The sequence below is a fragment of the Yersinia proxima genome (assembly GCF_902170785.1).
GTDB classification, from domain to species: Bacteria; Pseudomonadota; Gammaproteobacteria; order Enterobacterales; family Enterobacteriaceae; genus Yersinia; species Yersinia proxima.
Map to the genome: position 1 here is coordinate 603,460 of NZ_CABHYG010000004.1, position 21,315 is coordinate 624,774.

The window sequence follows — 21,315 nt, forward strand, 5'->3', positions numbered from 1 at the left end:
CAATACATTGCCACCGCGGCAAACATTCACCCTTTAACTCTATTTCCCAACGAACACAAGTGCAAGTCCGTGCTCAATTTTCTTCGAAGAAAGATGATTATGCTAGATGTTTCGCTCACTTTTCATACAATATGTGACTATGCAGTGGGAAATCATACCGATATGATACGCGGGTCAATGAGCTTATAGAGAACAAAATGGCATGGCGTATACGCAAAAAGCGGTAAAAAAGGTCAGTGGTATCCATTATTTCGCCCAAGGATGGCAGTTAATCTCCCGTCCAGGCATACGGCGATTTGTGATTTTACCCCTATTGGTGAATATCCTGCTGATGGGTGGGGCTTTCTGGTGGTTATTCAATCGGATAGGAGACTGGGTTCCCCAGTTGATGAGCCATGTGCCTGACTGGTTACAGTGGCTCAGTTATCTATTGTGGCCAGTGATGGTGATTTCAGTGCTACTGGTATTCAGTTATCTATTCAGCACAATCGCCAATTTCATCGCCGCTCCCTTTAACGGTTTGCTGGCCGAACAGTTAGAAGCCAGTTTAACCGGCAAACCCCTGCCTGATACCGGAATTCTGGGGATAATGAAAGATTTGCCGCGAATTATGGCGCGTGAATGGCGTAAATTAGCCTACTACTTGCCTCGAGCATTAGTGCTGCTACTGTTATATTTGGTACCGGGTGTCGGCCAAACACTGGCCCCTGTTTTGTGGTTTCTGTTCAGCGCCTGGATGCTATCGATTCAATATTGTGATTATCCCTTTGATAACCACAAAGTGAGTTTTCAGCACATGCGCAGCGCGTTGCGTCAAGATAAGGTCGATAACCTGCAATTTGGCGCACTGGTGAGCTTATTCACTATGATTCCATTGCTTAATCTGGTGATTATGCCAGTGGCAGTCTGTGGTGCCACCGCAATGTGGGTTGATCGTTATCGCGACCAGTTTATGCAACCACCACGTTAATTTTGCATGGGCGTGCTGGTCGCGCCCCTATTGCCAAGGTTAAAAGTGTTCTGCCGAGATTAAAAGCTATTGGGATTAAAACTTATTTCCTAATAACATATCGATATACCAATTACTTACTTCCATAGCCATACTGTTAGCGTATGCTTTGAACGTTTCCTACATTTTCATAGAGTTAAAGGACGGGCTATGAGCAAGATATATGAAGACAACTCTTTAACAATCGGCCATACGCCGCTGGTTCGTCTGAACCGTATCGGTAACGGGCGCATTTTGGCGAAGGTTGAGTCACGCAATCCAAGTTTCAGTGTTAAATGCCGTATCGGTGCCAATATGATTTGGGACGCCGAAAATCGCGGCATTCTGACCGCAGATAAAGAGCTGGTAGAACCTACCAGTGGCAATACCGGCATCGCACTGGCATTTGTTGCAGCCGCGCGCGGTTATAAACTGACCCTGACCATGCCTGAAACCATGAGTATTGAGCGCCGTAAACTGCTCAAAGCATTGGGTGCCAATCTGGTGCTGACCGAAGGTGCTAAAGGGATGAAAGGGGCGATAGCCAAAGCGGAAGAGATTCAAGCCACCGACCCAAACCGCTATATTATCTTGCAGCAATTCAGTAACCCGGCAAACCCGGAAATTCACGAAAAAACTACAGGCCCTGAAATCTGGGAAGACACCGATGGTGAAGTGGATGTCTTTATCGCAGGTGTCGGTACCGGCGGTACTCTGACCGGTGTCAGCCGCTACATTAAAAAGACTAAAGGCAAGGCCATCACCACTGTTGCGGTTGAACCTACAGATTCTCCAGTCATTACTCAGGCGTTGGCTGGTCAGGAAATCAAACCCGGCCCACACAAAATTCAGGGTATCGGCGCGGGCTTCATTCCCGGCAACCTTGACTTGAGTCTGGTTGATCGTGTGGCACTGGTTACCAATGATGAAGCCATCTCTATGGCTCGTCGTTTGATGGATGAAGAAGGTATTTTGGCTGGTATTTCTTCAGGTGCAGCGGTGGCAGCAGCAGTCAAGATTTCTGAAGATCCAGACTTTACTGACAAAACAATTGTGGTTATTCTTCCGTCCTCGGGTGAGCGCTATTTAAGTACGGCGTTGTTCGCAGATTTGTTCACTGAACAAGAGCTGCAACAGTAGTTAGACCGTCGCACTAAATGCTAAAAAAGCACCCTCATGGGTGCTTTTTTTGTGGCGCGCTTCAAACTTTTTACTACATAAAGATTGATTTTACCCTCCGGGTTTAGTATTTAACCGGTCAATTATTTTGATACGCGAAATTAATCGTATCTCGAATGTCTCTCTGGCTGAATCGATTTACCCATTATGCAATGCGGCAAAAAATGTCATCACTGAGTGCTGATTGAAGACATAACGCAAAGAGAGCATTATTCTTAGATGTAGCAGTATCGATTTTAAGCCTGAACTCAGGTTATATCGGAAACTGTCTTTGTGACTTGTCACTGGTTGAGGCATAGTCATGCGCGAGTTAAATAGTCTTGTTATACGCGCACCAATACAGGCTAAAGTTTGGGTTCTACACTAAACTTTAGCTCCACAACATAAATCCAAAATAAGTTGGGGAAATACAATGTTCCAGCAAGAAGTTACTATTACTGCACCAAACGGTCTGCATACCCGCCCTGCTGCCCAGTTCGTAAAAGAAGCAAAAGGCTTCCCATGCGAAATTACTGTGACCTCTAACGGTAAAAGCGCTAGCGCCAAAAGCCTGTTCAAGCTGCAAACTCTGGGCCTGACCCAAGGTACTGTTGTTACGATCTCTGCTGAAGGCGATGATGAGAAGAAAGCTGTTGAACATCTGGTAAAACTGATGGCAGAGCTTGAGTAATCACACGCTCTTTTTAGTTAACACCAGTCAAGAGTAAGGTAGGGTTATGATTTCAGGCATTTTAGTATCACCGGGTATCGCTTTTGGTAAAGCACTTTTACTGAAAGAAGATGAGATTGTCATCAACCGGAAAAAGATCTCTGCTGACCAAGTGGAGCAGGAAGTCGAGCGTTTCAAAACTGGGCGCGCTAAAGCGGCTGAACAGTTGGAAGCGATCAAGACCAAAGCTGAAGCAAGTCTCGGCGAAGAGAAAGCGGCCATCTTCGAAGGGCATATCATGCTATTGGAAGACGAAGAGCTTGAGCAGGAAATCATAGCCCTTATCAAAGATGATAAGCAATCTGCTGATGCAGCGGCTTATTCAGTCATTGAAGGCCAGGCGAAAGCGCTGGAAGAATTGGATGACGAATATCTGAAAGAACGTGCAGCTGATGTACGTGATATCGGTAAACGCCTGCTCAAGAACATTCTCGGTCTGACTATTGTCGATTTGAGTGCAATCCCGGATGAAGTCATTCTGGTAGCAACTGATCTGACTCCGTCAGAAACCGCACAGCTTAATCTGGAGAAAGTGTTAGGGTTCATCACCGATTTGGGTGGCCGTACCTCTCACACTTCAATTATGGCGCGCTCACTGGAGTTACCGGCTATCGTCGGCACTAGCGATGCAACCAAACAAATTAAGAATGGCGACTATTTGATCCTTGATGGGGTCAATAACAAAATCTATTTAAATCCAACTGCCGACGTTATTGAGCAGATAAAAGCGGTGGAAAATCAGTACAACACCGAGAAAGATGAGCTGATCAAACTGAAAGACCTGCCGGCTATCACCCTTGATGGTCACCAGGTTGAAGTGGTCGCCAACATTGGTACTGTGCGTGATATCGACGGCGCTGAACGTAATGGTGCTGAGGGTGTCGGTTTGTATCGTACCGAATTCCTGTTCATGGACCGCGACTCACTACCGACTGAAGAAGAACAGTTCCAGGCTTATAAAGCCGTTGCGGAAGCCATGGGTTCTGGGGCAGTTATCGTCCGCACTATGGATATCGGTGGTGATAAAGACCTGCCGTACATGAACTTGCCGAAAGAAGAAAACCCATTCCTGGGCTGGCGTGCCATCCGTATTGCTATGGATCGTAAAGAAATCCTGCATGCACAGCTGCGCGCCATCTTGCGTGCCTCGGCGTTTGGCAAATTGCGCATTATGTTCCCGATGATAATTTCGGTAGAAGAAGTGCGTGCACTGAAAGCAGAACTTGAACTGCTGAAGGGCCAATTACGCGAAGAAAACAAGGCCTTTGATGAAAGCATCGAGGTCGGTGTGATGGTTGAAACACCAGCGGCGGCGGTCATCGCTCGCCATTTAGCTAAAGAAGTTGACTTCTTTAGTATTGGGACAAACGATCTAACTCAGTATACTCTGGCAGTAGATCGTGGCAATGAGCTGATTTCTCATCTCTATAATCCAATGTCACCATCGGTATTGGGCCTGATCAAACAGGTAATTGATGCGTCTCACGCTGAAGGTAAGTGGACCGGTATGTGTGGTGAACTTGCTGGCGACGAACGTGCTACACTGTTGCTATTGGGCATGGGGCTGGATGAGTTCAGCATGAGTGCGATTTCGATCCCACGCATCAAGAAAATTATCCGTAATACGAATTTCGAAGATGTGAAGGTGTTGGCAGAGCAGGCATTGGCTCAACCAACAGCAGATGAATTGATGACGCTAGTTAATAAATTCATCGAAGAGAAAACGCTCTGCTAATTCCACGATACTGGAACGCTGCCCAATATAAATACTTAGGAGAAGATCATGGGTTTGTTCGATAAACTGAAATCACTGGTTTCAGATGATAAAAAAGACAGTGGTACTATTGAGATCGTAGCACCGTTGTCTGGTGAGATCGTCAACATCGAAGATGTTCCTGATGTTGTGTTTGCAGAGAAAATCGTTGGTGATGGTATTGCCATCAAGCCTTCAGGCAATAAAATGGTTGCTCCTGTTGACGGCACCATCGGTAAAATTTTCGAGACTAACCATGCTTTTTCTATCGAATCAGACAGCGGCATTGAGCTGTTCGTCCACTTCGGTATTGATACTGTTGAACTGAAAGGCGAAGGCTTTAAACGCATCGCGGAAGAAGGTCAGCGCGTCAAGAAAGGTGATGTGGTTATTGAGTTCAATCTGGCGCTGCTGGAAGAGAAAGCCAAGTCTACTTTGACTCCGGTTGTTATCTCTAACATGGACGAGATCAAAGAACTGATTAAACTGTCTGGTAGTGTCACCGTCGGTGAGACACCAATTATTCGTATCAAGAAGTAATTACGTACGAATGGAAAACGGCGCTCTTGAGCGCCGTTTTTGTTTGGTCATTTAATCAGCTGCAATCCAGCGCGGCACGCGCAACGTAATCACTAACCCACCCTGCTCACCGTTTCTTGCTTCAACCTGCCCACCATGAGCCAAAATCACCTTACGGGTAATGGCCAGCCCTAAGCCATAACCTTTACCCGACATTGCCGACTTAACGCGCACGAAGGGATCAAAAATACTGGATAACTTGCTCTCATCAACACCCGGGCCCTGGTCAGAAACCTGAATTTGATAACTCTTATCAATCAATGAAAGTGCCACTTTTACTTGTTGACCATGAGTTGAAAATCGCAGCGCATTGCGGACAATATTATCAATGGCCCGTCGCATCAGCTCAGCATTCCCCTTGACGGTATAGTCAATCTGCGGAGCTACTTGTAGCAGTATTTCAACCCCCGGCACCTGCGCTTCATAGCGGGCATCATTAACCACCATAGCCACCAACTCGCGTAAATCGAAATACTCATCATCTTCGGCAATATTGTGATTTTCAGCACGAGATAATGCCAATAATTCGCCAATCATCTTATCGAGGCGTTCCGATTCATGCTCAATACGTTGCAATGAATTTTCGACATTATTGGGATTCTGGCGCGCCAACCCGATAGCTAATTGCAAGCGAGCCAACGGAGAACGCAATTCATGAGAAACATCATGCAGCAACTGCTCACGGGCGCTGACCAACTCCTCCAATCGCTCGGCCATTGAATCAAAATCCCGCGCCACTTCCGTTAATTCATCATGACGACGCCGCATAACAGGCAACAGTCGCACCGATAAATCACCCTGTGCTACCCGTTCAAACCCGGCACGTAATTGGCGCATCGGCCGTGTCAGATTCCAGGCCAGCAATGTACTGAAGAACAAACCGCCTAATACGCCCATCCAAATCATTGGGATCGGAATATTCAGTATTTCACGACGATTCTCGCCGCCCCCGCCCCGCTGAGTAACATCCCTTAATCCATCAATATCGTAACTAATACGATAGTTCTGACCATCAAGACCCTGAGTCCAGGTTGTCACTTCCCGGCTGTAATACTCAGAATTACTCCCGTCTGGTGCGCCTTTGCCGTGTAGAGCCTGTTCGGTTAGCGCAGGGACATCCTGCGCCAGCAACACCGAAAAGTGATTTTTATCTGCTTCTGACCAATTCGCCGTCATGGCGTGCAAGGCTGGCAAGCCACCGCGTTGCAGTACCGAAGCCGCAGATGCGACCTGTAATTTGGCAATTCTGCGCACCATCTCACGCTCAGGCGGTTCATGCCGATTGCCGTAAAAGGAAAACACCAGCCACAGCATCTGAGTCATTAAAATAAAGGTAAGCCAAAATCCCAACAGGATTTTCCAAAATAACCGTCCACGCATACCTGACTGACTCCACCAATAGCGATTATCTGATGCGGTAGCCAATACTGCGTACCGTCTCAATGTTTAAGGTACTTCCCGGCAATGCCGAAAGTTTTTGTCTGATATTGCTGATATGCACATCGACACTACGATCATAAGCCTCCCGTGGGCGGCCCAAACCTTTATCAGATAACTCATCTTTAGTGACCACACGATCGGGCGAACGTAATAACAGCTCCAGTAAATTAAACTCCGAGGCAGTCAAATCAAAGGGTTTACCCTGCCATTCACTGCTGCGAGTCGACGGGTTGAGCGTCAAATCACCGTGAGTAATAACACCATCATCAACCGATGACACATCCGGATGCTCTTCAAAGCGACGTAAAACAGCACGTAACCGGGCCACCAATTCACGTGGATAACACGGCTTTGGCATATAGTCATCAGCGCCCATTTCCAGGCCAATCACCCGGTCAATATTGTCGCCTTTGGCCGTCAGCATAATAATCGGTAAGCGGCTGTTTTTACGCACCTGGCGCAACACATCAATGCCACTCATATCAGGCAACATAATGTCGAGGATCAAGGCGGTATAGTTACCGGACAGCGCGCCCTCTATACCCTCTTTGCCGGTTAATACCAACTCGGCACTAAACCCCTCACCGTTTAGGTATTCTCTCAACATAGTGCCCAATTCAACATCATCATCGACTAACAAAATTTTCATGTCTTAACTCTCCTGCCTGATTTCGGCTATTTTCATGCCTATTTGACTCGCGTGCAGCTGGTTTTACTCAATCCTTACATATCCTTAAGATTCACTTAACTCACACCTGCTGGTCTTGGCGGTAAATTATCCCCTAACATTTGGCTTCACTATTTTGTTCATTGTGGTTCAAGGATCTTTGATTGATTATGCAAAAGATTACCGGATCGAAACGGCGTCTTATGGGGCTGGCTGTTGTGCTGCTGATTGCCGGTGGCGTACTGCTCTTTAGATTGATTTCACCGCCGGATAAGCCAGGATTTATCACCGCCCCGGCAGAAATCCGTACTCTGGAACAAACTGTACTGGCAGATGGCACTATCAAAGCACAGAAACAAGTTACAGTGGGCGCTCAAGTTTCAGGGCAGATAAAAGCTCTACATGTCACCCTAGGACAACAGGTACAAAAAGGCCAGTTAGTGGCTGAAATTGATGACCTTACTCAGCAAAATGCGTTGAAAGATGCAGAAGAAGCCTTAAAAAACGTGCTGGCCCAACGCGCAGCCAAGGTAGCAATGCAGAAAAATAATCAGCTGACCTACCAACGCCAGCGGGAAATTCTGGCCAAAGGTCTGGGAGTGCGGGCCGATTTTGATAGCGCTAAAGCGACATTAGACAGCACTCAGGCTGAAATTGATGCTTTGGATGCCCAAATTGCACAAGCTGAAATCGCCGTCAGCACCGCCAAACTCAACCTCGGTTATACCAAAATCACTTCGCCGATCAGCGGCACTGTTGTCGCTATTCCGGTGGAAGAGGGGCAAACCGTCAATGCGGTGCAAAGTGCGCCAACCATCATAAAAGTGGCGCAACTCGATACTATGACCGTCGAAGCGCAGATTTCTGAAGCTGACGTGGTAAAAGTCAAAGTCGGTATGCCGGTTTTCTTCACCATTTTGGGCGAACCGGAAAAGCGCTTTAGCGCCACCCTGCGGGCGATTGAACCTGCCCCCGACTCGATCAACGATGAAACCACCACCAGCACATCCTCAAGCTCCAGTAGCAGTTCCAGCTCCACCACTACCGCTATTTACTATAACGGTTTATTTGATGTCGCTAACCCAGATGGGGCTTTGCGTATTTCGATGACCGCACAGGTGTATATCGTGCTGAGTAAAGCCGAGGACGCCATCGTTATTCCTGCCACAGCGTTAGAAAACGACAAAGGGAGCTACCGGGTTCAGGTGGTCGATGATAAGGGTAAGGTCAGCACCCGTGAGGTCACTGTTGGGTTAAATAACAATGTCGATGCCCAGATACTCTCTGGCTTGCAAGCCGGAGAGCAGGTGATTGTCAGTCAGGGGAGTGCTGCTACATCCAACAATAAGGCCCAACGTATGGGGCCACCGATGGGGATGTAACGGATGCCTAATCTCAATCAAAGTAAGATTTTGCTTCAGCTCGATAATGTCAGCCGCTGGTTTATTAGCGGTGAAGAACGTGTTCAGGTGCTGAAAAATATTAATCTCACTATTCACCGCGGCGAAATGGTAGCGATTGTCGGTGCGTCAGGTTCCGGTAAATCAACACTGATGAATATTCTCGGCTGTCTGGATAAACCCAGTTCGGGTGAGTATCTGGTGGCTGGTCGCATCCCCCAGCATTTGGATAGCAATGAATTAGCAGAACTACGCCGCGAGCATTTTGGTTTTATTTTTCAGCGCTACCATTTACTGAATGACTTAAGCGCTCGAGAAAATGTCGAGATTCCAGCTATTTATGCTGGAGTTAATCGTGAAGAGCGTCGCCAGCGGGCTGCCAGTCTGCTCTCGCGCCTGGGATTAGTTGACCGATTGGATTATCGCCCAAGCCAACTTTCCGGCGGGCAACAACAACGCGTCAGCATTGCCAGGGCACTGATGAATGGCGGAGAAGTCATTCTGGCCGATGAACCCACTGGTGCGCTGGATACCCACAGCGGCACAGAGGTGTTGAATATCCTGAAAGGCTTGCATCAGCAAGGTCATACCGTGGTGATTGTCACCCATGATATGTCGATTGCGGAACATGCTCAGCGGATTATCGAACTCAGGGACGGTGAGGTGATTGCAGACAGACAAATGCCGCAACCGGAGTTACCCGCTAAAGTAAGCGCGATAGAAACGCCCGACATTGCCCATAAGCCACCGCTAACCTCATGGAAAGCGCAACGTGACCGTTTACAAGAGGCGTTCAAAATGGCCCTGCTGGCAATGTCAGCACAGCGTTTACGCACCTTATTGACCATGCTGGGGATTATTATCGGTATTGCTTCAGTGGTCTCGGTGGTGGCATTGGGTAAAGGGTCACAACAGCAGGTTCTGGCCAATATCAATTCGATGGGCACCAGTACGTTAGAGATCTTCCCCGGTAAAGATTTCGGTGACATGCGCTCGGCGGCGATCCACACACTGCGAGCCACTGACGCTGATGCTTTAGCACAACAAAGTTATATTCACAGCGTGACACCAACCGTGTCTACCAGCACTACCCTGCGCTATGGCAATAAATCCGTCAGTGGCACGGTAAATGGGGTCGGCGAGCAATATTTTTTAGTGCGCGGTTATACCCTTGCTCAGGGAATGGCATTTAATCGAACCAGCGTAGATAACTTGATGCAAGAAGCGGTTATTGATGAAAATACCCGCGATAAGCTGTTTCCAAATGGGGAAAATCCGTTAGGTAAAGTTATCTTACTCGGCTCCCTGCCCTGCCGAGTCATCGGTGTTGCGGCTAAGAAGCAGAGCGGCTTCGGCAGTGACGAAAATCTCAACGTATGGATCCCCTATACCACTGCGATGAAACGTATGTTGGGGCAATCCTATCTGAAAAGCATCACGGTGCGGGTGAATGATGATATTGATCTGGCGAACGCCGAACAGGGAGTCACCAAACTACTGACACAACGTCATGGAACGCAGGATTTTTTCGTTATGAACACCGACAGCATCCGCCAGACCATTGAGAAAACCACCTCAACCATGACATTACTGGTCTCGATGATAGCGGTTATTTCATTAGTTGTCGGTGGGATTGGAGTGATGAATATCATGTTAGTCTCAGTCACCGAACGCACCAAAGAGATTGGGGTGAGAATGGCGGTTGGCGCACGAGCCAGCGATATTATGCAGCAATTTTTGATTGAAGCGGTGCTGGTATGCTTACTGGGGGGCTGCCTCGGCGTGGTGTTATCACTGGCTATCGGCCTGTTGTTCAGCCAATTTAGCAGCAGTTTTTCGATGGTTTACTCCGCGACATCAATTATCGCCGCGTTTATCTGCTCCAGTTTAATTGGCGTGGTTTTTGGTTTCTTCCCCGCCAAAAGAGCGGCGCAGATGGACCCTATCAGAGCATTGGAGCGAGAGTAGGGTTTATATAACAAGTGTCGGGTTATATTTTATACCACCAGCAAAGGGTGTGTTGGTGCACACCCTTTACTCAAAAACGCCGGTTGATAAATAGCGATCGCCGCGATCGCAAATAATCGCCACAATCACCGCGCCCGGGTTTTCGGCTGCCACTCTTAATGCTCCAGCTACCGCACCACCTGAGCTAACACCACAGAAAATCCCCTCTTCTGTTGCCAAGCGGCGCATGGTCTGTTCGGCTGAAATTTGTGTGATATCCAACACCTGATCCACCAGTTCGGGGCGGAAAATTCCTGGCATATAGGCCGCAGGCCAGCGGCGGATCCCCGGAATACTACTGCCCTCGGCGGGTTGCAGACCAATAATCGTAACATCCGGATTTTGGCTTTTCAGATACTCGCTAACACCGGTAATGGTGCCAGTAGTGCCCATGCTGGAGACAAAATGGCTCACTTTACCCGCAGTTTGCTGCCAGATTTCCGGCCCGGTACCGGTAAAATGGGCATACGGATTATCAGTATTATTAAACTGATCCAGCACTTTACCCTGCCCTGCAGCTTGCATTGCCAGAGCTGTATCCCGCGCCCCTTCCATGCCCTGCTCACGGCTGACCAAAATCAACTCGGCTCCATAGGCGCGCATAGCGGCCTGACGTTCCTGGCTCATGTTTTCCGGCATCAGTAATTTCAGCTGATACCCCTTCATGGCGGCAATCATCGCCAGCGCAATGCCAGTATTACCGCTGGTTGCCTCGATAAGCACATCACCTGGAGAAATCTCCCCACGCAACTCTGCCCGTTGGATCATCGCCAGTGCGGCACGGTCTTTCACCGAACCGGCTGGGTTATTGCCTTCCAATTTGACCCAAATCTCAGCATTCAGCCCTTGGCTCATGCGTTGCAGTTTTACCAGCGGGGTGTTGCCGATGCAGTGTTCGAGGGTTGTCACTGTAAATACCTTTATTTACTAATAAGAAAAAGGTGGCTACCAGGCCACCTTTCAGACTGCTGAAAGAGTCAAATGAAGGGGAATCGTGCCGTTGGGGTCGTAACGGCGTGAGCCGTCGGAGTGCCCCTAGGCGCGGTAAACCCTTCACTCACTGTGTTATCAGCAGCTTTGTCATTAATCAAAGGTGGTTATTGCGTCACCTTTGTTCGCCATATACAGAAAAACTTATCAGGCGCTTTGGGCTAAAGCAATGGGTTGCAGTAATTGATCGCCAGAATATAAGCGAGCATTTAATCCACCAACATAATAACGAGTACCGCGTACCGGAGTGTCAATGTTACCTTCCGGCAAGACCACACTAATAGGATCCTGATGCCAACCAATAGGTTGCACCGTCAATTGCCAGAAATGACCGCGAGGACTGACTTCAAGCACCTGAACCGGCAGCGGGCAGCGCGAGCTTGATTGAGTGCTGACTTCCATCTCCCAGGGGCGCAGGAAGAGATCCACACTGCCTTGGTGCATCGGCGCTAAATCCAGCGGCCAATGATGGGCACCGATAAACAACTGTGACCCACGAATTTCACCACTTAAGCGGTTAACTTCACCGAGGAACTCCAATACAAAACGGGTTGCCGGGTCACGCCACACTTCATCCGGTGTCCCGACCTGCTCAATATTCCCCTGACTCATCACCACCACGCGATCAGCCACTTCCATGGCTTCTTCCTGATCGTGCGTCACAAAAACGCTGGTGAATTTCAATTCTTCGTGTAACTGACGTAACCAACGGCGCAGCTCTTTACGCACTTGCGCGTCCAGTGCACCAAACGGCTCATCCAATAATAGAATTTGCGGCTCTACCGCCAGTGCACGCGCCAAAGCAACACGTTGCTTCTGCCCGCCAGAAAGCTGTGATGGATAGCGGTTAGCCAGATGACCTAATTGCACCATTTCCAGCAACTGCGCAACTTTCTGCTTGATAGCCGCCGCATTTGGCCGCTCACGGCGCGGCAATACCGTTAAACCGAAAGCGATGTTATCGAATACCGTCATATGGCGGAACAGCGCGTAATGCTGGAACACAAACCCAACACGCCGGTCACGGGCATGTAAGCAGCTAACATCGGTGCCGTGGAAACTTAAACGCCCGGCGTTTTGGTTCTCCAACCCGGCAATAATACGCAGTAAGGTGGTTTTTCCCGAACCAGAAGGGCCAAGCAAAGCCACCATTTGGCCTGAAGGAATATCAAGTGTGATGTCATTCAGTACCTTGGTACGACCAAAATACTTGCTGATATTATCAATCTCAATGCTCATGCTTTTGCTCCTGTTCGAGACGAACAACCTGACGCGCTAAGCGCCATTGCAGGCCGCTTTTCAGAAAAAGGGTCACTATTGCCATCAGGGTCAGCAGCGCGGCGGCGGTAAATGCCCCGGCGGTGTTGTAATCCTGATGCAACAACTCAACTTGCAGCGGCAAGGTGTAGGTCTCGCCACGAATAGAACCGGATACCACTGAAACCGCACCGAACTCGCCAATGGCGCGGGCGTTGGTCAACACTACGCCATACAGCAATGCCCAGCGGATATTGGGAAGTGTCACGCGGCGAAACATCTGCCAGCCTGAGGCGCCTAACAGCACCGCAGCCTCATCTTCCTGACTGCCCTGACTCATCATCACCGGCACCAACTCACGTACCACAAATGGGCAGGTGACAAAGATGGTTACCAGCACCATGCCAGGCCAGGAGAACATCAATTGGATATCGTGAGAATCCAGCCAACCGCCCACCACACCGTTTGAGCCGTAAAACAGCAGATACATCAGGCCGGCAACCACCGGTGAAACGGCAAACGGAATATCAATTAACGTCATCAATAGCTGCCGCCCAGGAAAAACAAACCGCGTCACCAGCCAGGCTAATACCACACCAAAGACCAAATTGACTGGCACGGTAATCAGCGCCACCAACACGGTGAGCCAAATCGCGTGCAGCATATCCGGGTCGAGTAAGTTCTGCCCTACCACCTCAATCCCTTTCGAGAATGCCGTGATAAAGATCCACACCATCGGGATCACTAGCAGTAAAAATGAGAACAGTGCGCCGATGGCGATCAGTGTCCATTTTCCCCAATTGATCGGCGGGCGGGCCACACCATTAAACTCTGAAATATCAGCCATCAGTGCCCACCTATCCGCCGACCAAAGCGACTTTGTAACGTGTTAATACCGAACAACAACACCAATGAAACCGCCAAAATAACGGAGGCAATGGCGCTGGCCGCCGGGTAATCAAATTCTTGCAAGCGGATGAAAATCATCAGCGAAGTGACTTCAGTCTTCCAGGCAATATTGCCAGCGATAAAGATAACCGCACCGAATTCGCCCAAACTGCGAGTAAAGGATAATGCTGTCCCTGCCAACAATGCCGGTGCCAGTTCTGGCATCACTACCAGACGGAAACTCTGCCAACGGCTGGCACCCAAGGTCTCCGCCGCTTCTTCATATTCCGGCCCTAACTCTTCCAATACTGGCTGTACGGTGCGTACCACAAACGGCAAGCTGGTAAAGGCCATAGCGACTGCGATCCCTAACCAGGTAAAGGAGACTTTGATACCGAACACATCATTTAACCAGGCTCCGTACCAACCGGTGGTGGAGAACAAGGTTGCCAGTGTCAACCCCGCCACCGCAGTGGGTAAGGCGAAGGGTAAATCCATCAAACCATCCAGCAAACTACGGCCGGGGAATTGATAGCGCGTCAGAATCCAGGCCATCAACATGCCAAATACCGCATTGAATACACTGGCAACACCCGCGGCCAGTAAAGTGACTTTATAAGCGGCAACCACCTGAGGGTTAGTTATCACCTCCCAGTACTGTGCCCAACTCATCTGGGCGACTTGCATCACTAACGCACTGAGCGGCAATAACAAGATCAGACAGGTGTAAAGCAGGCTGCTCCCAAGACTGAGGGTGAATCCGGGCAGAACCCGTTTACTGGATGCCGACAACATTACTGATGACCTTCTGCTAACAATTTATCCAGCACACCGCCAGTGGCGAAGTGGATGCTCATAACTTGTGGCCAGCTACCAAATTGCTCTTCAACCCGGAATAATTTGGTGTCAGGGAATTGGGATTTAGCCGCTTCCATTGCCGCTTTATCATAAACACGGTAGTTAAAGCTGGTGATCACCTGCTGTGCCGGTGGGCTGTAGAGGTAATTGAGATAAGCCTTGGCGGCTTTTTCAGTACCATTTTTCTCAACATTTTTATCTACCCAGGCCACGGGGAATTCCGCCAGAATATCGACCGGTGGGACAATCACTTCATATTTGTCGCTGCCATACTCTTTGCGGATATTGTTGACTTCAGATTCGAAACTGATCAGCACATCACCCAAGCCACGCTCAACAAAAGTGGTGGTGGCACCACGTCCGCCGGTGTCAAAAACCACCACGTTTTTCAGGAAGCGCTTCATCCAATCACGGGTTTTGGCCTCATCTTTGCCATTAGCTTGCTCGGTGGCTCCCCAAGCGGCCAGATAGGTATAACGGCCATTACCAGAGGTTTTTGGATTCGGGAATACCAGTTTGACGTCTTCACGCACCAAATCATCCCAGCTATGGATATTCTTTGGATTATCCTTCCGCACCAGGAAAGCCATGGTGGAGTAGAACGGCGAGCTGTTGTTGGGTAATCGCGCTTGCCAATCAGCCGGAATAAGATTGCCGCGGTCATGCAAGATTTGCACATCGGTGACTTGGTTATAGGTCACTACATCCGCTTTCAGCCCTTGCAAGATAGCCAAGGCCTGTTTAGAAGAACCGGCATGAGATTGTTTGATGGTGAGCTTGTCACCGGGATTTTGCTGTTCCCACTGTTTCTCAAAGCCCGGATTTAATGCGGTGAATAACTCGCGGGAGACATCATAAGAGCTATTGAGCAACTCAGTCGCAGAGGCCGTTGCACTGCCGAAGATTAACGCGCTAAATAAGGCAACACGGGTCCATCCATTTTTCTTTATTGAAATCTGTTTCATTTTGCACCTTATTCACTGGGTTCATTCGGCAACAAACCTATTCATAAAACCTATTCATAAAGAATGTTGCGCCGCTAAATTATGTTCAGTGTATTTATAACTAGGTGCATACCTATAACGCTTTTATATACCGTTTAGTGATGTGCAAGTATCAAATGCTCTAAGCCAGTCACCGCGCAGGTCGCCAGCCGCCTATTTCACTTATATCTGGTCAATAAAAAGCCCGGCTAAACTACACCGGGCGATAAAAAGGCGTTCTTAGGTAGAAATATTATTTCTGCGTCACCACACTGGCAGCCACTGGGCCGATAGCGCCACTGAATGGTTTGCCGTCAATGGCATCCACCATACGTAAACCTGATGGCCGCACCCAGCGCTGCACACGGGATGGCATATCAAAACCAATCAGCAGAATAACCACAAATGTCAGGCTGAATGAGAGTGAACCTAATGCCGTACCGAGGCTGAGATGTTGAGCAATTGAAGCGCCCAGAATCGGTGCCAATGCCCCACCCAATGCTCCGACGTTATAGGTAAAGCCCAACCCTGCCGCACGTTGTTCCGTATCAAAATAACCGCCCAGTAGTTTTGGTAACAACCCGGCAATCCCCTGGCCCAACATTTGTTGCAAGAACAGTAACCCACCGAGGAACAGGATGCTGCTGCCCTGAATAGCGAACAGTGGGATTATCAGTAACTGTGAAATCAGCAAACTGGTGACATAGGCTTTACGCGTGCCGAGCCAATCACCCAAAAAACCCCCAACACAGCAGCCCACTGCGGCACCAAACCCACTGAAGAACAATACGTTGCCCACGGTGTGCGGGTCATAACCCAAATCCATTTTCAGATATGTGGGCAATAGTGCCTGAATCGGCCATGAGTAGAGGAAAGCACAGAACACCACCACCATCAGCATCACACCGGTCGGCCAACGATCACCACTGGTTTGCACCATAAAGTAGATGAATACTGCGGCGCAAAGGATACCGAGGAGCACCACTACAGGGGTGGATACCATGCCGGTGAAGCAAGCATAGAGCGCGGCGGCAGCAAAGAGGGTCAGCGCAATATTCAGGTAGCTCAAGTTGCTGCGATACAGAATATCCACCATGTTACGGTCTTTAGCCTGCTTAGATTGCTGATGTTTACTTTGTGCTTTTTCCCAATCTTCAGCTTCTGGCAGATTTTTACGTAACCACAAAGCAAAGATAATCGGCAGCAAACCAATGTAGAAAAGCATACGCCAGCCAAATGCCGGAACCACATAACTGTAAGCCTGAGCGGCTAAGACCGCGCCAATAGAGAAACCAGAAATCAGGAAGCCACTGGCTTTGTTACGCATATTCTTAGGCCAGCTCTCCATCACGTAGGTAGAACTGGAGCCATACTCCCCCGCCATCCCGATACCGATAATCAGTCGGGCGATAAACAGCGTGGTGTAACCTGGCGCTAAACCACAAGCCAGCGTACCGAAAGAGAACAACACGATGCTGGTGATCATGGCCAATTTACGGCCATAACGGTCACCCATCGCACCCAGTACCAAACCACCGAACCAACGTGAAATAAACGCAGCTGAAATCAGACTGGTAGCCTGAATCAGCGTCAGACCAAATTCCTGTTTAATATCAGTCAGAACCAGAGTAATAAGAACAAAATCAAAGCCGTCCAGGGCATAACCGATCCAGGCGGCAATAAATGCCTTCCATTGCGCAGGGGTAAGCTGCTTATACCAGCGCAATGGTTTGTCTCCACGAGATTGTACTGAAGTGCTCATAGCGTCGCTCTCTCTCCACCACCAGCCAAGTTCACTGGCAGAAACTGTTTTCCTCGCGGCAGGTAAACCATAGCAACTGATTGTTTAGCATCACTTAATCTGTCACTACCAGACGGTTTTCGCCACATTTATATTTATGTGGTTTAACTCCAAATAAAATCAACAGAAGGAGTAAAACTCCATTTGAGTGTATAAGATCAGCCCGCTATTTCAATCACAATGTGTCTAAAACGTGACAAAGATGGCGAAATGCTGAGGTGAGAGAGATAAGCAACAGGATGCGGGGTATTTACCACCGCTGACGGAAGATCCCCGCAGCAGTGGTTAACTGTGGTAGCAGAAATGGATTACCGGTCATCCATTTTGGCTGACGGCTTGGGTTGTTTTACGTTTAATGCTTTCTGCCTGAGCCGGATCAGCTTTGACCAGCAAGGCATAAATCAGATCCAGCACGAATAATTGCGCGATTTTGGTGCCAATGGAGTCCCCTTGCAACTGCCCCTGGCGGTTACCATTAATCAGCACGTAATCCGCCAGTTCAGTAATGGTGGAGCCCATATTGTGCGTCAGTGCCACCGTGGTGGCCCCGGCTTGCTTCGCCAGCTTTAATGCATGTACCGTCTCAGCTGAGGTTCCCGAATGGCTGATACCAATTGCTACATCACCGGGGCGCATCAAAGAAGCCTGCATATACATAAAATGATTATTTGTGGCCGCATCGACCCGTAATCCGATACGCATTAATTTACCTTTGGCATCTTCCGCAGTGATACCGGATGAACCGACACCAAAAATGCAGATACGATCAGCCGGGCGCAATAGCTTAACCACCTGCTCGACACTCTCGATAGACAACAGATTCAGGGTTTCAGACAACACATTATTAATCGCCGATTGCAATTTATTGCCAATCGCCAACGTGTCATCCCCCTCTTGCACATCCGCATCTAACAGACTGTTTTCATTGTTATGGCGGGTTGCCACCTCAATGGCCAAATCCATTTTGAAATCCTGAAACCCTTTGTAACCCAGTGTGCGACAAAAACGGATAATCGTGGCTTCACCGGCTTGTGTCAGCGCAGAAAGGTCAGCAATGGAAAGCTGAGTCACTTTAGCGGGTTCTGCCAGAATATAGGCAGCAATACGCTGCGCTGAGCGGGTCAGGCTATTTTGCATCGCACCCAAGGCATCAAGAATTTTACCTGGCTTAAAACGGGGGGCACCAGTTTTCACGCGGACACCTCAAGGGAAAGAGAATTGACGGACAGGAGACAGTTCTGCGGCGCATCATGACATAACTGGCCCATTTCGTGAAGAAGAATGGCGGTATTGTGCGGGGTGAGATCAATAAAAAAACCCCGGGGGGCCGGGGAAGATGTCAAAGATAACGTGCATTCTTATTATATGAAAATCATAGAGATAGTTTCTTCACAATAAAGAATGGTGAACTTTCACCACTGCTTTTTTGATAGCGCCAGAACCGGTGATTTGGCAACCCGGCTTATGCGGTTCACCCGGCAGAAATACCGCAAACATCCCCGGTAACATGCGTAATTGGCTTTTATCTGGAATCTCAGCAATAAGCTGGTAGTCATCGTCGGCATGATAAGGCTCAAGATGCTCGGTGGGTGTCAATACCGAGTATTCAATCCCTTCAACGCCGCTGATAAGTAGTTGCACATCAGCATAAGTTTGGTGCATTTCAGCTTTCTTATTTTCAGCCGGTTGAGTATCGAACTCCATCACATTCATGAAAATAAGCTCGCCGTCTATTTCATGACGCCCGCAACTCAATTGAGCCAACGGCGTCTTAGCCAAATAGGCTAAAACCCATTGCAGACGTTCTGGTAATCCGCTGAAAAAAGCTGTTTGTGTTAACGATCCGCTGATCATATTGACCTCAATATTTTTGTTTTGATGTTATGGCTTCAGTGATGATCTGGCCCATAATGCTGCACCTAACAACCCACTATCCTGCCGGTGATAAGCTGCTTGTAGCGGCACACGATAGATTGGTGGCAAGGTTTTTTGTGCGCCAATGACCCGCTCTAAATACCCCGGGGCCAACCCGACACTGCCGCCCAGAATGACCACTTCCAGATCCAGCGCCATTTTCATGTCTGCCAGCATCTGGGCAATGGCGGTCGCGGAGCGGTTAATAATGTTTTCCGCAGGAACATTGCCAAGTTGTGCTAACTCAAACACTTTGGCGGCAGTCACCGGTTGCTTCCAGCCCAAGGTTTCCGCGCCGATTGCCGTACCGGAAGCCACACTCTCGACACACCCCTTACGACCACAACCACACAACAAACCATGAGGATCGGCCAGCGTATGACCTATGTGCCCCGCCAGTCCGTGATTACCGACCAGCAGTTTTTTATTCAACACAATGCCGCCGCCCACTCCGGTGGAAACCGTCACAAACATCATATTGTTTATCGAAATCTCATTGTTTATCGATATCAGCTTGTCGCCATCATGACTTAATGCCTGATATTCAGCCCAGGCTGCCGCCTGCCCATCATTAAGCAGCACACAAGGTAAATCAGCGATCGATTGGATGCATTCTTGTAACGGAAAATCTGCTAAGCCGCCCAAATTGGCGGGATTAAGCGCGGTCAGACGGCCATCACTAATGATACCGGTTGAGGCAACAGCAATAAAATCAACCAGATGTCGATAAGGTGTAATCAGCGTTTCCAGCGCTAGCGCCAGTTGTGCTGCCCCGCCACGTGGTGTCGCCACCTGCTGACGGCCAACCAACATACCGCTTTCAGTCACCACCGCCGCCGCAATTTTTGTTCCACCGATATCCAGTGCCAACACTTTTCCCATCTGGCGCAACCCTCTTGTACCTGTAATGATGTTGATAGGATGACTATGACAATTTTTTAGTCATAACTCCATTATTATTTCAATATTGGAGTAATGCTCCACAACAAACACTTTTAGACTCGATTTATGAAAGGTGACCATTGCACCCTACAGATAAAAGATCTAACATAACGGAGTAAAACTTCATTTAAAATATTCAATCGGAGCTAAAGACCGTGAGCAATCTAAACCTAAGCAAAACAAGTCGTCTCCGCCACCAGCTCCAGAATGGCCTTATCGCCTCGTGCCAACCCGTACCTGGCAGTGCCATGGATACACCAGAAATTGTCGCAGCAATGGCATTGGCAGCACTGGCAGGCGGCGCAGTAGGTCTGCGTGTTGAGGGCATTAGTAATATTGAAGCGGTACGTCGGGTTACTGATGCGCCAATTATCGGCATTATTAAACGCGATCTACCCGATTCTGAAGTCAGAATTACGCCATGGCTGGAAGATGTCGATGCGTTAAGTGCTGCCGGAGCCGATATTATCGCTTTTGACGTCACCAGCCGCCCACGCCCGGTTTCAGTGGAAGATTTATTCCAGCGGGTACAGGCAACGGGCTGCCTGGCGATGGCGGATGCATCTAATATTGAAGATGGCCTGTTGGCATACCGCTTAGGTATCGACTTTATCGGCACTACATTATCCGGCTATACCCAAACCCCCGTTCCTACTGAACCGGACTTAGAACTGGTAAAACAGTTATCCCAAGCGGGCTGTAGGGTGATTGCTGAAGGCCGATACAACTCGCCAGCACTGGCGGCGGCGGCAATATCTGCCGGTGCTTATGCCGTAACCGTCGGCTCTGCCATCACGCGTATAGAACATATTTGCGGTTGGTTCTGTGAAGCGATTCAACATGCGCCACAAGAACACGAAGCAGCAAAACTAACGAGTCGCTGATGGCACAACAAGATGTCGCTGGTACTCAAAACTATTTTGGCTAACCATGCCCCCACTCTCTCTGATTTATTAAGGA

Annotated in this window: 18 protein-coding genes and 2 pseudogenes; 8 read left to right on the top strand and 12 right to left on the bottom strand. The window is 48.9% G+C overall.

Annotation, left to right across the window (positions count from 1 at the left end; translation table 11 throughout):
• The first annotated feature begins 202 nt into the window (after window positions 1–202).
• The 5 genes from cysZ to crr all read left to right on the top strand — a co-directional run bounded on the left by cysZ (window position 203) and on the right by crr (window position 5,169).
• Window positions 203–970: a sulfate transporter CysZ gene (gene cysZ, locus FTB31_RS04775; RefSeq protein WP_077173781.1), complete on the top strand. Its 768-nt coding sequence runs from the start codon at window positions 203–205 to the stop codon at window positions 968–970.
• A gap of 189 nt (window positions 971–1,159) precedes the next feature.
• Window positions 1,160–2,128 carry a cysteine synthase A gene (gene cysK / locus FTB31_RS04780; RefSeq protein ID WP_050076253.1) on the top strand — a complete coding sequence of 323 codons (969 nt, stop codon included), beginning with the start codon at window positions 1,160–1,162 and terminating at the stop codon, window positions 2,126–2,128.
• 451 nt (window positions 2,129–2,579) lie between these two features.
• Window positions 2,580–2,837: a phosphocarrier protein Hpr gene (gene ptsH, locus FTB31_RS04785; protein WP_050076256.1), complete on the top strand. Its 258-nt coding sequence runs from the start codon at window positions 2,580–2,582 to the stop codon at window positions 2,835–2,837.
• Window positions 2,838–2,883: 46 nt separating this feature from the next.
• On the top strand, window positions 2,884–4,611 hold the full coding sequence (gene ptsI / locus FTB31_RS04790; protein WP_050076261.1) for a phosphoenolpyruvate-protein phosphotransferase PtsI: 1,728 nt from the start codon (window positions 2,884–2,886) through the stop codon (window positions 4,609–4,611).
• A gap of 48 nt (window positions 4,612–4,659) precedes the next feature.
• A complete protein-coding gene (gene crr, locus FTB31_RS04795; RefSeq protein ID WP_004392561.1) occupies window positions 4,660–5,169 on the top strand; it encodes a PTS glucose transporter subunit IIA in 510 nt (169 codons plus the stop codon).
• A 51-nt stretch (window positions 5,170–5,220) separates the two neighbouring features.
• On the opposite strand, the pseudogene FTB31_RS04800 reads toward crr, so the two are convergent.
• From FTB31_RS04800 to FTB31_RS04805, 3 genes and pseudogenes are all read right to left on the bottom strand, one after another.
• Window positions 5,221–6,258, bottom strand: a pseudogene (locus tag FTB31_RS04800) (ATP-binding protein); the annotation flags it as partial.
• Window positions 6,259–6,329: 71 nt separating this feature from the next.
• Window positions 6,330–6,588 (bottom strand): annotated as a pseudogene (locus tag FTB31_RS21560) (sensor histidine kinase); the annotation flags it as partial.
• Window positions 6,589–6,613: 25 nt separating this feature from the next.
• Window positions 6,614–7,297 (bottom strand): response regulator transcription factor, encoded by a 684-nt coding sequence (locus FTB31_RS04805; RefSeq protein WP_050076263.1) that lies wholly within the window; start codon window positions 7,295–7,297, stop codon window positions 6,614–6,616.
• A gap of 188 nt (window positions 7,298–7,485) precedes the next feature.
• On the opposite strand from FTB31_RS04805, the gene FTB31_RS04810 reads away from it, so the two are divergent.
• On the top strand, window positions 7,486–8,697 hold the full coding sequence (locus FTB31_RS04810; RefSeq protein WP_077173777.1) for an efflux RND transporter periplasmic adaptor subunit: 1,212 nt from the start codon (window positions 7,486–7,488) through the stop codon (window positions 8,695–8,697).
• Window positions 8,698–8,700: 3 nt separating this feature from the next.
• On the top strand, window positions 8,701–10,683 hold the full coding sequence (locus FTB31_RS04815; RefSeq protein WP_227720068.1) for a MacB family efflux pump subunit: 1,983 nt from the start codon (window positions 8,701–8,703) through the stop codon (window positions 10,681–10,683).
• A gap of 66 nt (window positions 10,684–10,749) precedes the next feature.
• On the opposite strand, the gene cysM is transcribed toward FTB31_RS04815, so the two are convergent.
• The 9 genes from cysM to FTB31_RS04860 all read right to left on the bottom strand — a co-directional run bounded on the left by cysM (window position 10,750) and on the right by FTB31_RS04860 (window position 20,295).
• A complete protein-coding gene (cysM, locus tag FTB31_RS04820; RefSeq protein WP_077294483.1) occupies window positions 10,750–11,631 on the bottom strand; it encodes a cysteine synthase CysM in 882 nt (293 codons plus the stop codon).
• Window positions 11,632–11,859: 228 nt separating this feature from the next.
• The gene (gene cysA / locus FTB31_RS04825) at window positions 11,860–12,951 is read right to left on the bottom strand and encodes a sulfate/thiosulfate ABC transporter ATP-binding protein CysA (protein ID WP_077294480.1); all 1,092 of its coding nucleotides are present in this window, start codon (window positions 12,949–12,951) and stop codon (window positions 11,860–11,862) included.
• The gene (gene cysW, locus FTB31_RS04830) at window positions 12,941–13,816 is read right to left on the bottom strand and encodes a sulfate/thiosulfate ABC transporter permease CysW (protein WP_005164875.1); all 876 of its coding nucleotides are present in this window, start codon (window positions 13,814–13,816) and stop codon (window positions 12,941–12,943) included. Before cysW ends, cysA begins: the two co-directional genes overlap by 11 nt.
• Window positions 13,816–14,652: a sulfate/thiosulfate ABC transporter permease CysT gene (gene cysT / locus FTB31_RS04835; protein WP_005164877.1), complete on the bottom strand. Its 837-nt coding sequence runs from the start codon at window positions 14,650–14,652 to the stop codon at window positions 13,816–13,818. The genes cysW and cysT overlap by 1 nt, the downstream gene beginning before the upstream one ends.
• Window positions 14,652–15,680, bottom strand: coding sequence for a sulfate ABC transporter substrate-binding protein (locus FTB31_RS04840; RefSeq protein ID WP_227731157.1), 1,029 nt, complete (start codon window positions 15,678–15,680; stop codon window positions 14,652–14,654). The genes cysT and FTB31_RS04840 overlap by 1 nt, the downstream gene beginning before the upstream one ends.
• A 271-nt stretch (window positions 15,681–15,951) precedes the next feature.
• Complete coding sequence (locus FTB31_RS04845) at window positions 15,952–17,460, bottom strand: MFS transporter (protein ID WP_050076271.1); 1,509 nt, start codon at window positions 17,458–17,460, stop codon at window positions 15,952–15,954.
• A 354-nt stretch (window positions 17,461–17,814) separates the two neighbouring features.
• Complete coding sequence (locus FTB31_RS04850; protein WP_005164882.1) at window positions 17,815–18,693, bottom strand: MurR/RpiR family transcriptional regulator; 879 nt, start codon at window positions 18,691–18,693, stop codon at window positions 17,815–17,817.
• A 195-nt stretch (window positions 18,694–18,888) separates the two neighbouring features.
• Window positions 18,889–19,353 carry an N-acetylneuraminate anomerase gene (gene nanQ, locus FTB31_RS04855; RefSeq protein WP_050076272.1) on the bottom strand — a complete coding sequence of 155 codons (465 nt, stop codon included), beginning with the start codon at window positions 19,351–19,353 and terminating at the stop codon, window positions 18,889–18,891.
• 27 nt (window positions 19,354–19,380) lie between these two features.
• Entirely contained in the window at window positions 19,381–20,295 is a 915-nt protein-coding gene (locus tag FTB31_RS04860) for an N-acetylmannosamine kinase (RefSeq protein ID WP_050076273.1), read from the bottom strand.
• Between the two features lie 215 nt (window positions 20,296–20,510).
• Between FTB31_RS04860 and FTB31_RS04865 the strand changes: the two genes are divergently transcribed.
• Window positions 20,511–21,239, top strand: coding sequence for an N-acetylmannosamine-6-phosphate 2-epimerase (locus FTB31_RS04865; RefSeq protein ID WP_227721983.1), 729 nt, complete (start codon window positions 20,511–20,513; stop codon window positions 21,237–21,239).
• Window positions 21,240–21,315 lie beyond the last annotated feature (76 nt).

Excerpts from the sequence above, each read along its gene's own strand:
- cysZ (WP_077173781.1), top strand. The coding sequence starts at position 203 with ATGGCGTATACGCAAAAAGCGGTAAAAAAGGTCAGTGGTATCCATTAT.
- cysK (WP_050076253.1), top strand. The coding sequence starts at position 1,160 with ATGAGCAAGATATATGAAGACAACTCTTTAACAATCGGCCATACGCCG.
- ptsH (WP_050076256.1), top strand. The coding sequence starts at position 2,580 with ATGTTCCAGCAAGAAGTTACTATTACTGCACCAAACGGTCTGCATACC.
- ptsI (WP_050076261.1), top strand. The coding sequence starts at position 2,884 with ATGATTTCAGGCATTTTAGTATCACCGGGTATCGCTTTTGGTAAAGCA.
- crr (WP_004392561.1), top strand. The coding sequence starts at position 4,660 with ATGGGTTTGTTCGATAAACTGAAATCACTGGTTTCAGATGATAAAAAA.
- FTB31_RS04805 (WP_050076263.1), bottom strand. The coding sequence starts at position 7,297 with ATGAAAATTTTGTTAGTCGATGATGATGTTGAATTGGGCACTATGTTG.
- FTB31_RS04810 (WP_077173777.1), top strand. The coding sequence starts at position 7,486 with ATGCAAAAGATTACCGGATCGAAACGGCGTCTTATGGGGCTGGCTGTT.
- FTB31_RS04815 (WP_227720068.1), top strand. The coding sequence starts at position 8,701 with ATGCCTAATCTCAATCAAAGTAAGATTTTGCTTCAGCTCGATAATGTC.
- cysA (WP_077294480.1), bottom strand. The coding sequence starts at position 12,951 with ATGAGCATTGAGATTGATAATATCAGCAAGTATTTTGGTCGTACCAAG.
- cysW (WP_005164875.1), bottom strand. The coding sequence starts at position 13,816 with ATGGCTGATATTTCAGAGTTTAATGGTGTGGCCCGCCCGCCGATCAAT.
- cysT (WP_005164877.1), bottom strand. The coding sequence starts at position 14,652 with ATGTTGTCGGCATCCAGTAAACGGGTTCTGCCCGGATTCACCCTCAGT.
- FTB31_RS04840 (WP_227731157.1), bottom strand. The coding sequence starts at position 15,680 with ATGAAACAGATTTCAATAAAGAAAAATGGATGGACCCGTGTTGCCTTA.
- FTB31_RS04845 (WP_050076271.1), bottom strand. The coding sequence starts at position 17,460 with ATGAGCACTTCAGTACAATCTCGTGGAGACAAACCATTGCGCTGGTAT.
- nanQ (WP_050076272.1), bottom strand. The coding sequence starts at position 19,353 with ATGATCAGCGGATCGTTAACACAAACAGCTTTTTTCAGCGGATTACCA.
- FTB31_RS04860 (WP_050076273.1), bottom strand. The coding sequence starts at position 20,295 with ATGGGAAAAGTGTTGGCACTGGATATCGGTGGAACAAAAATTGCGGCG.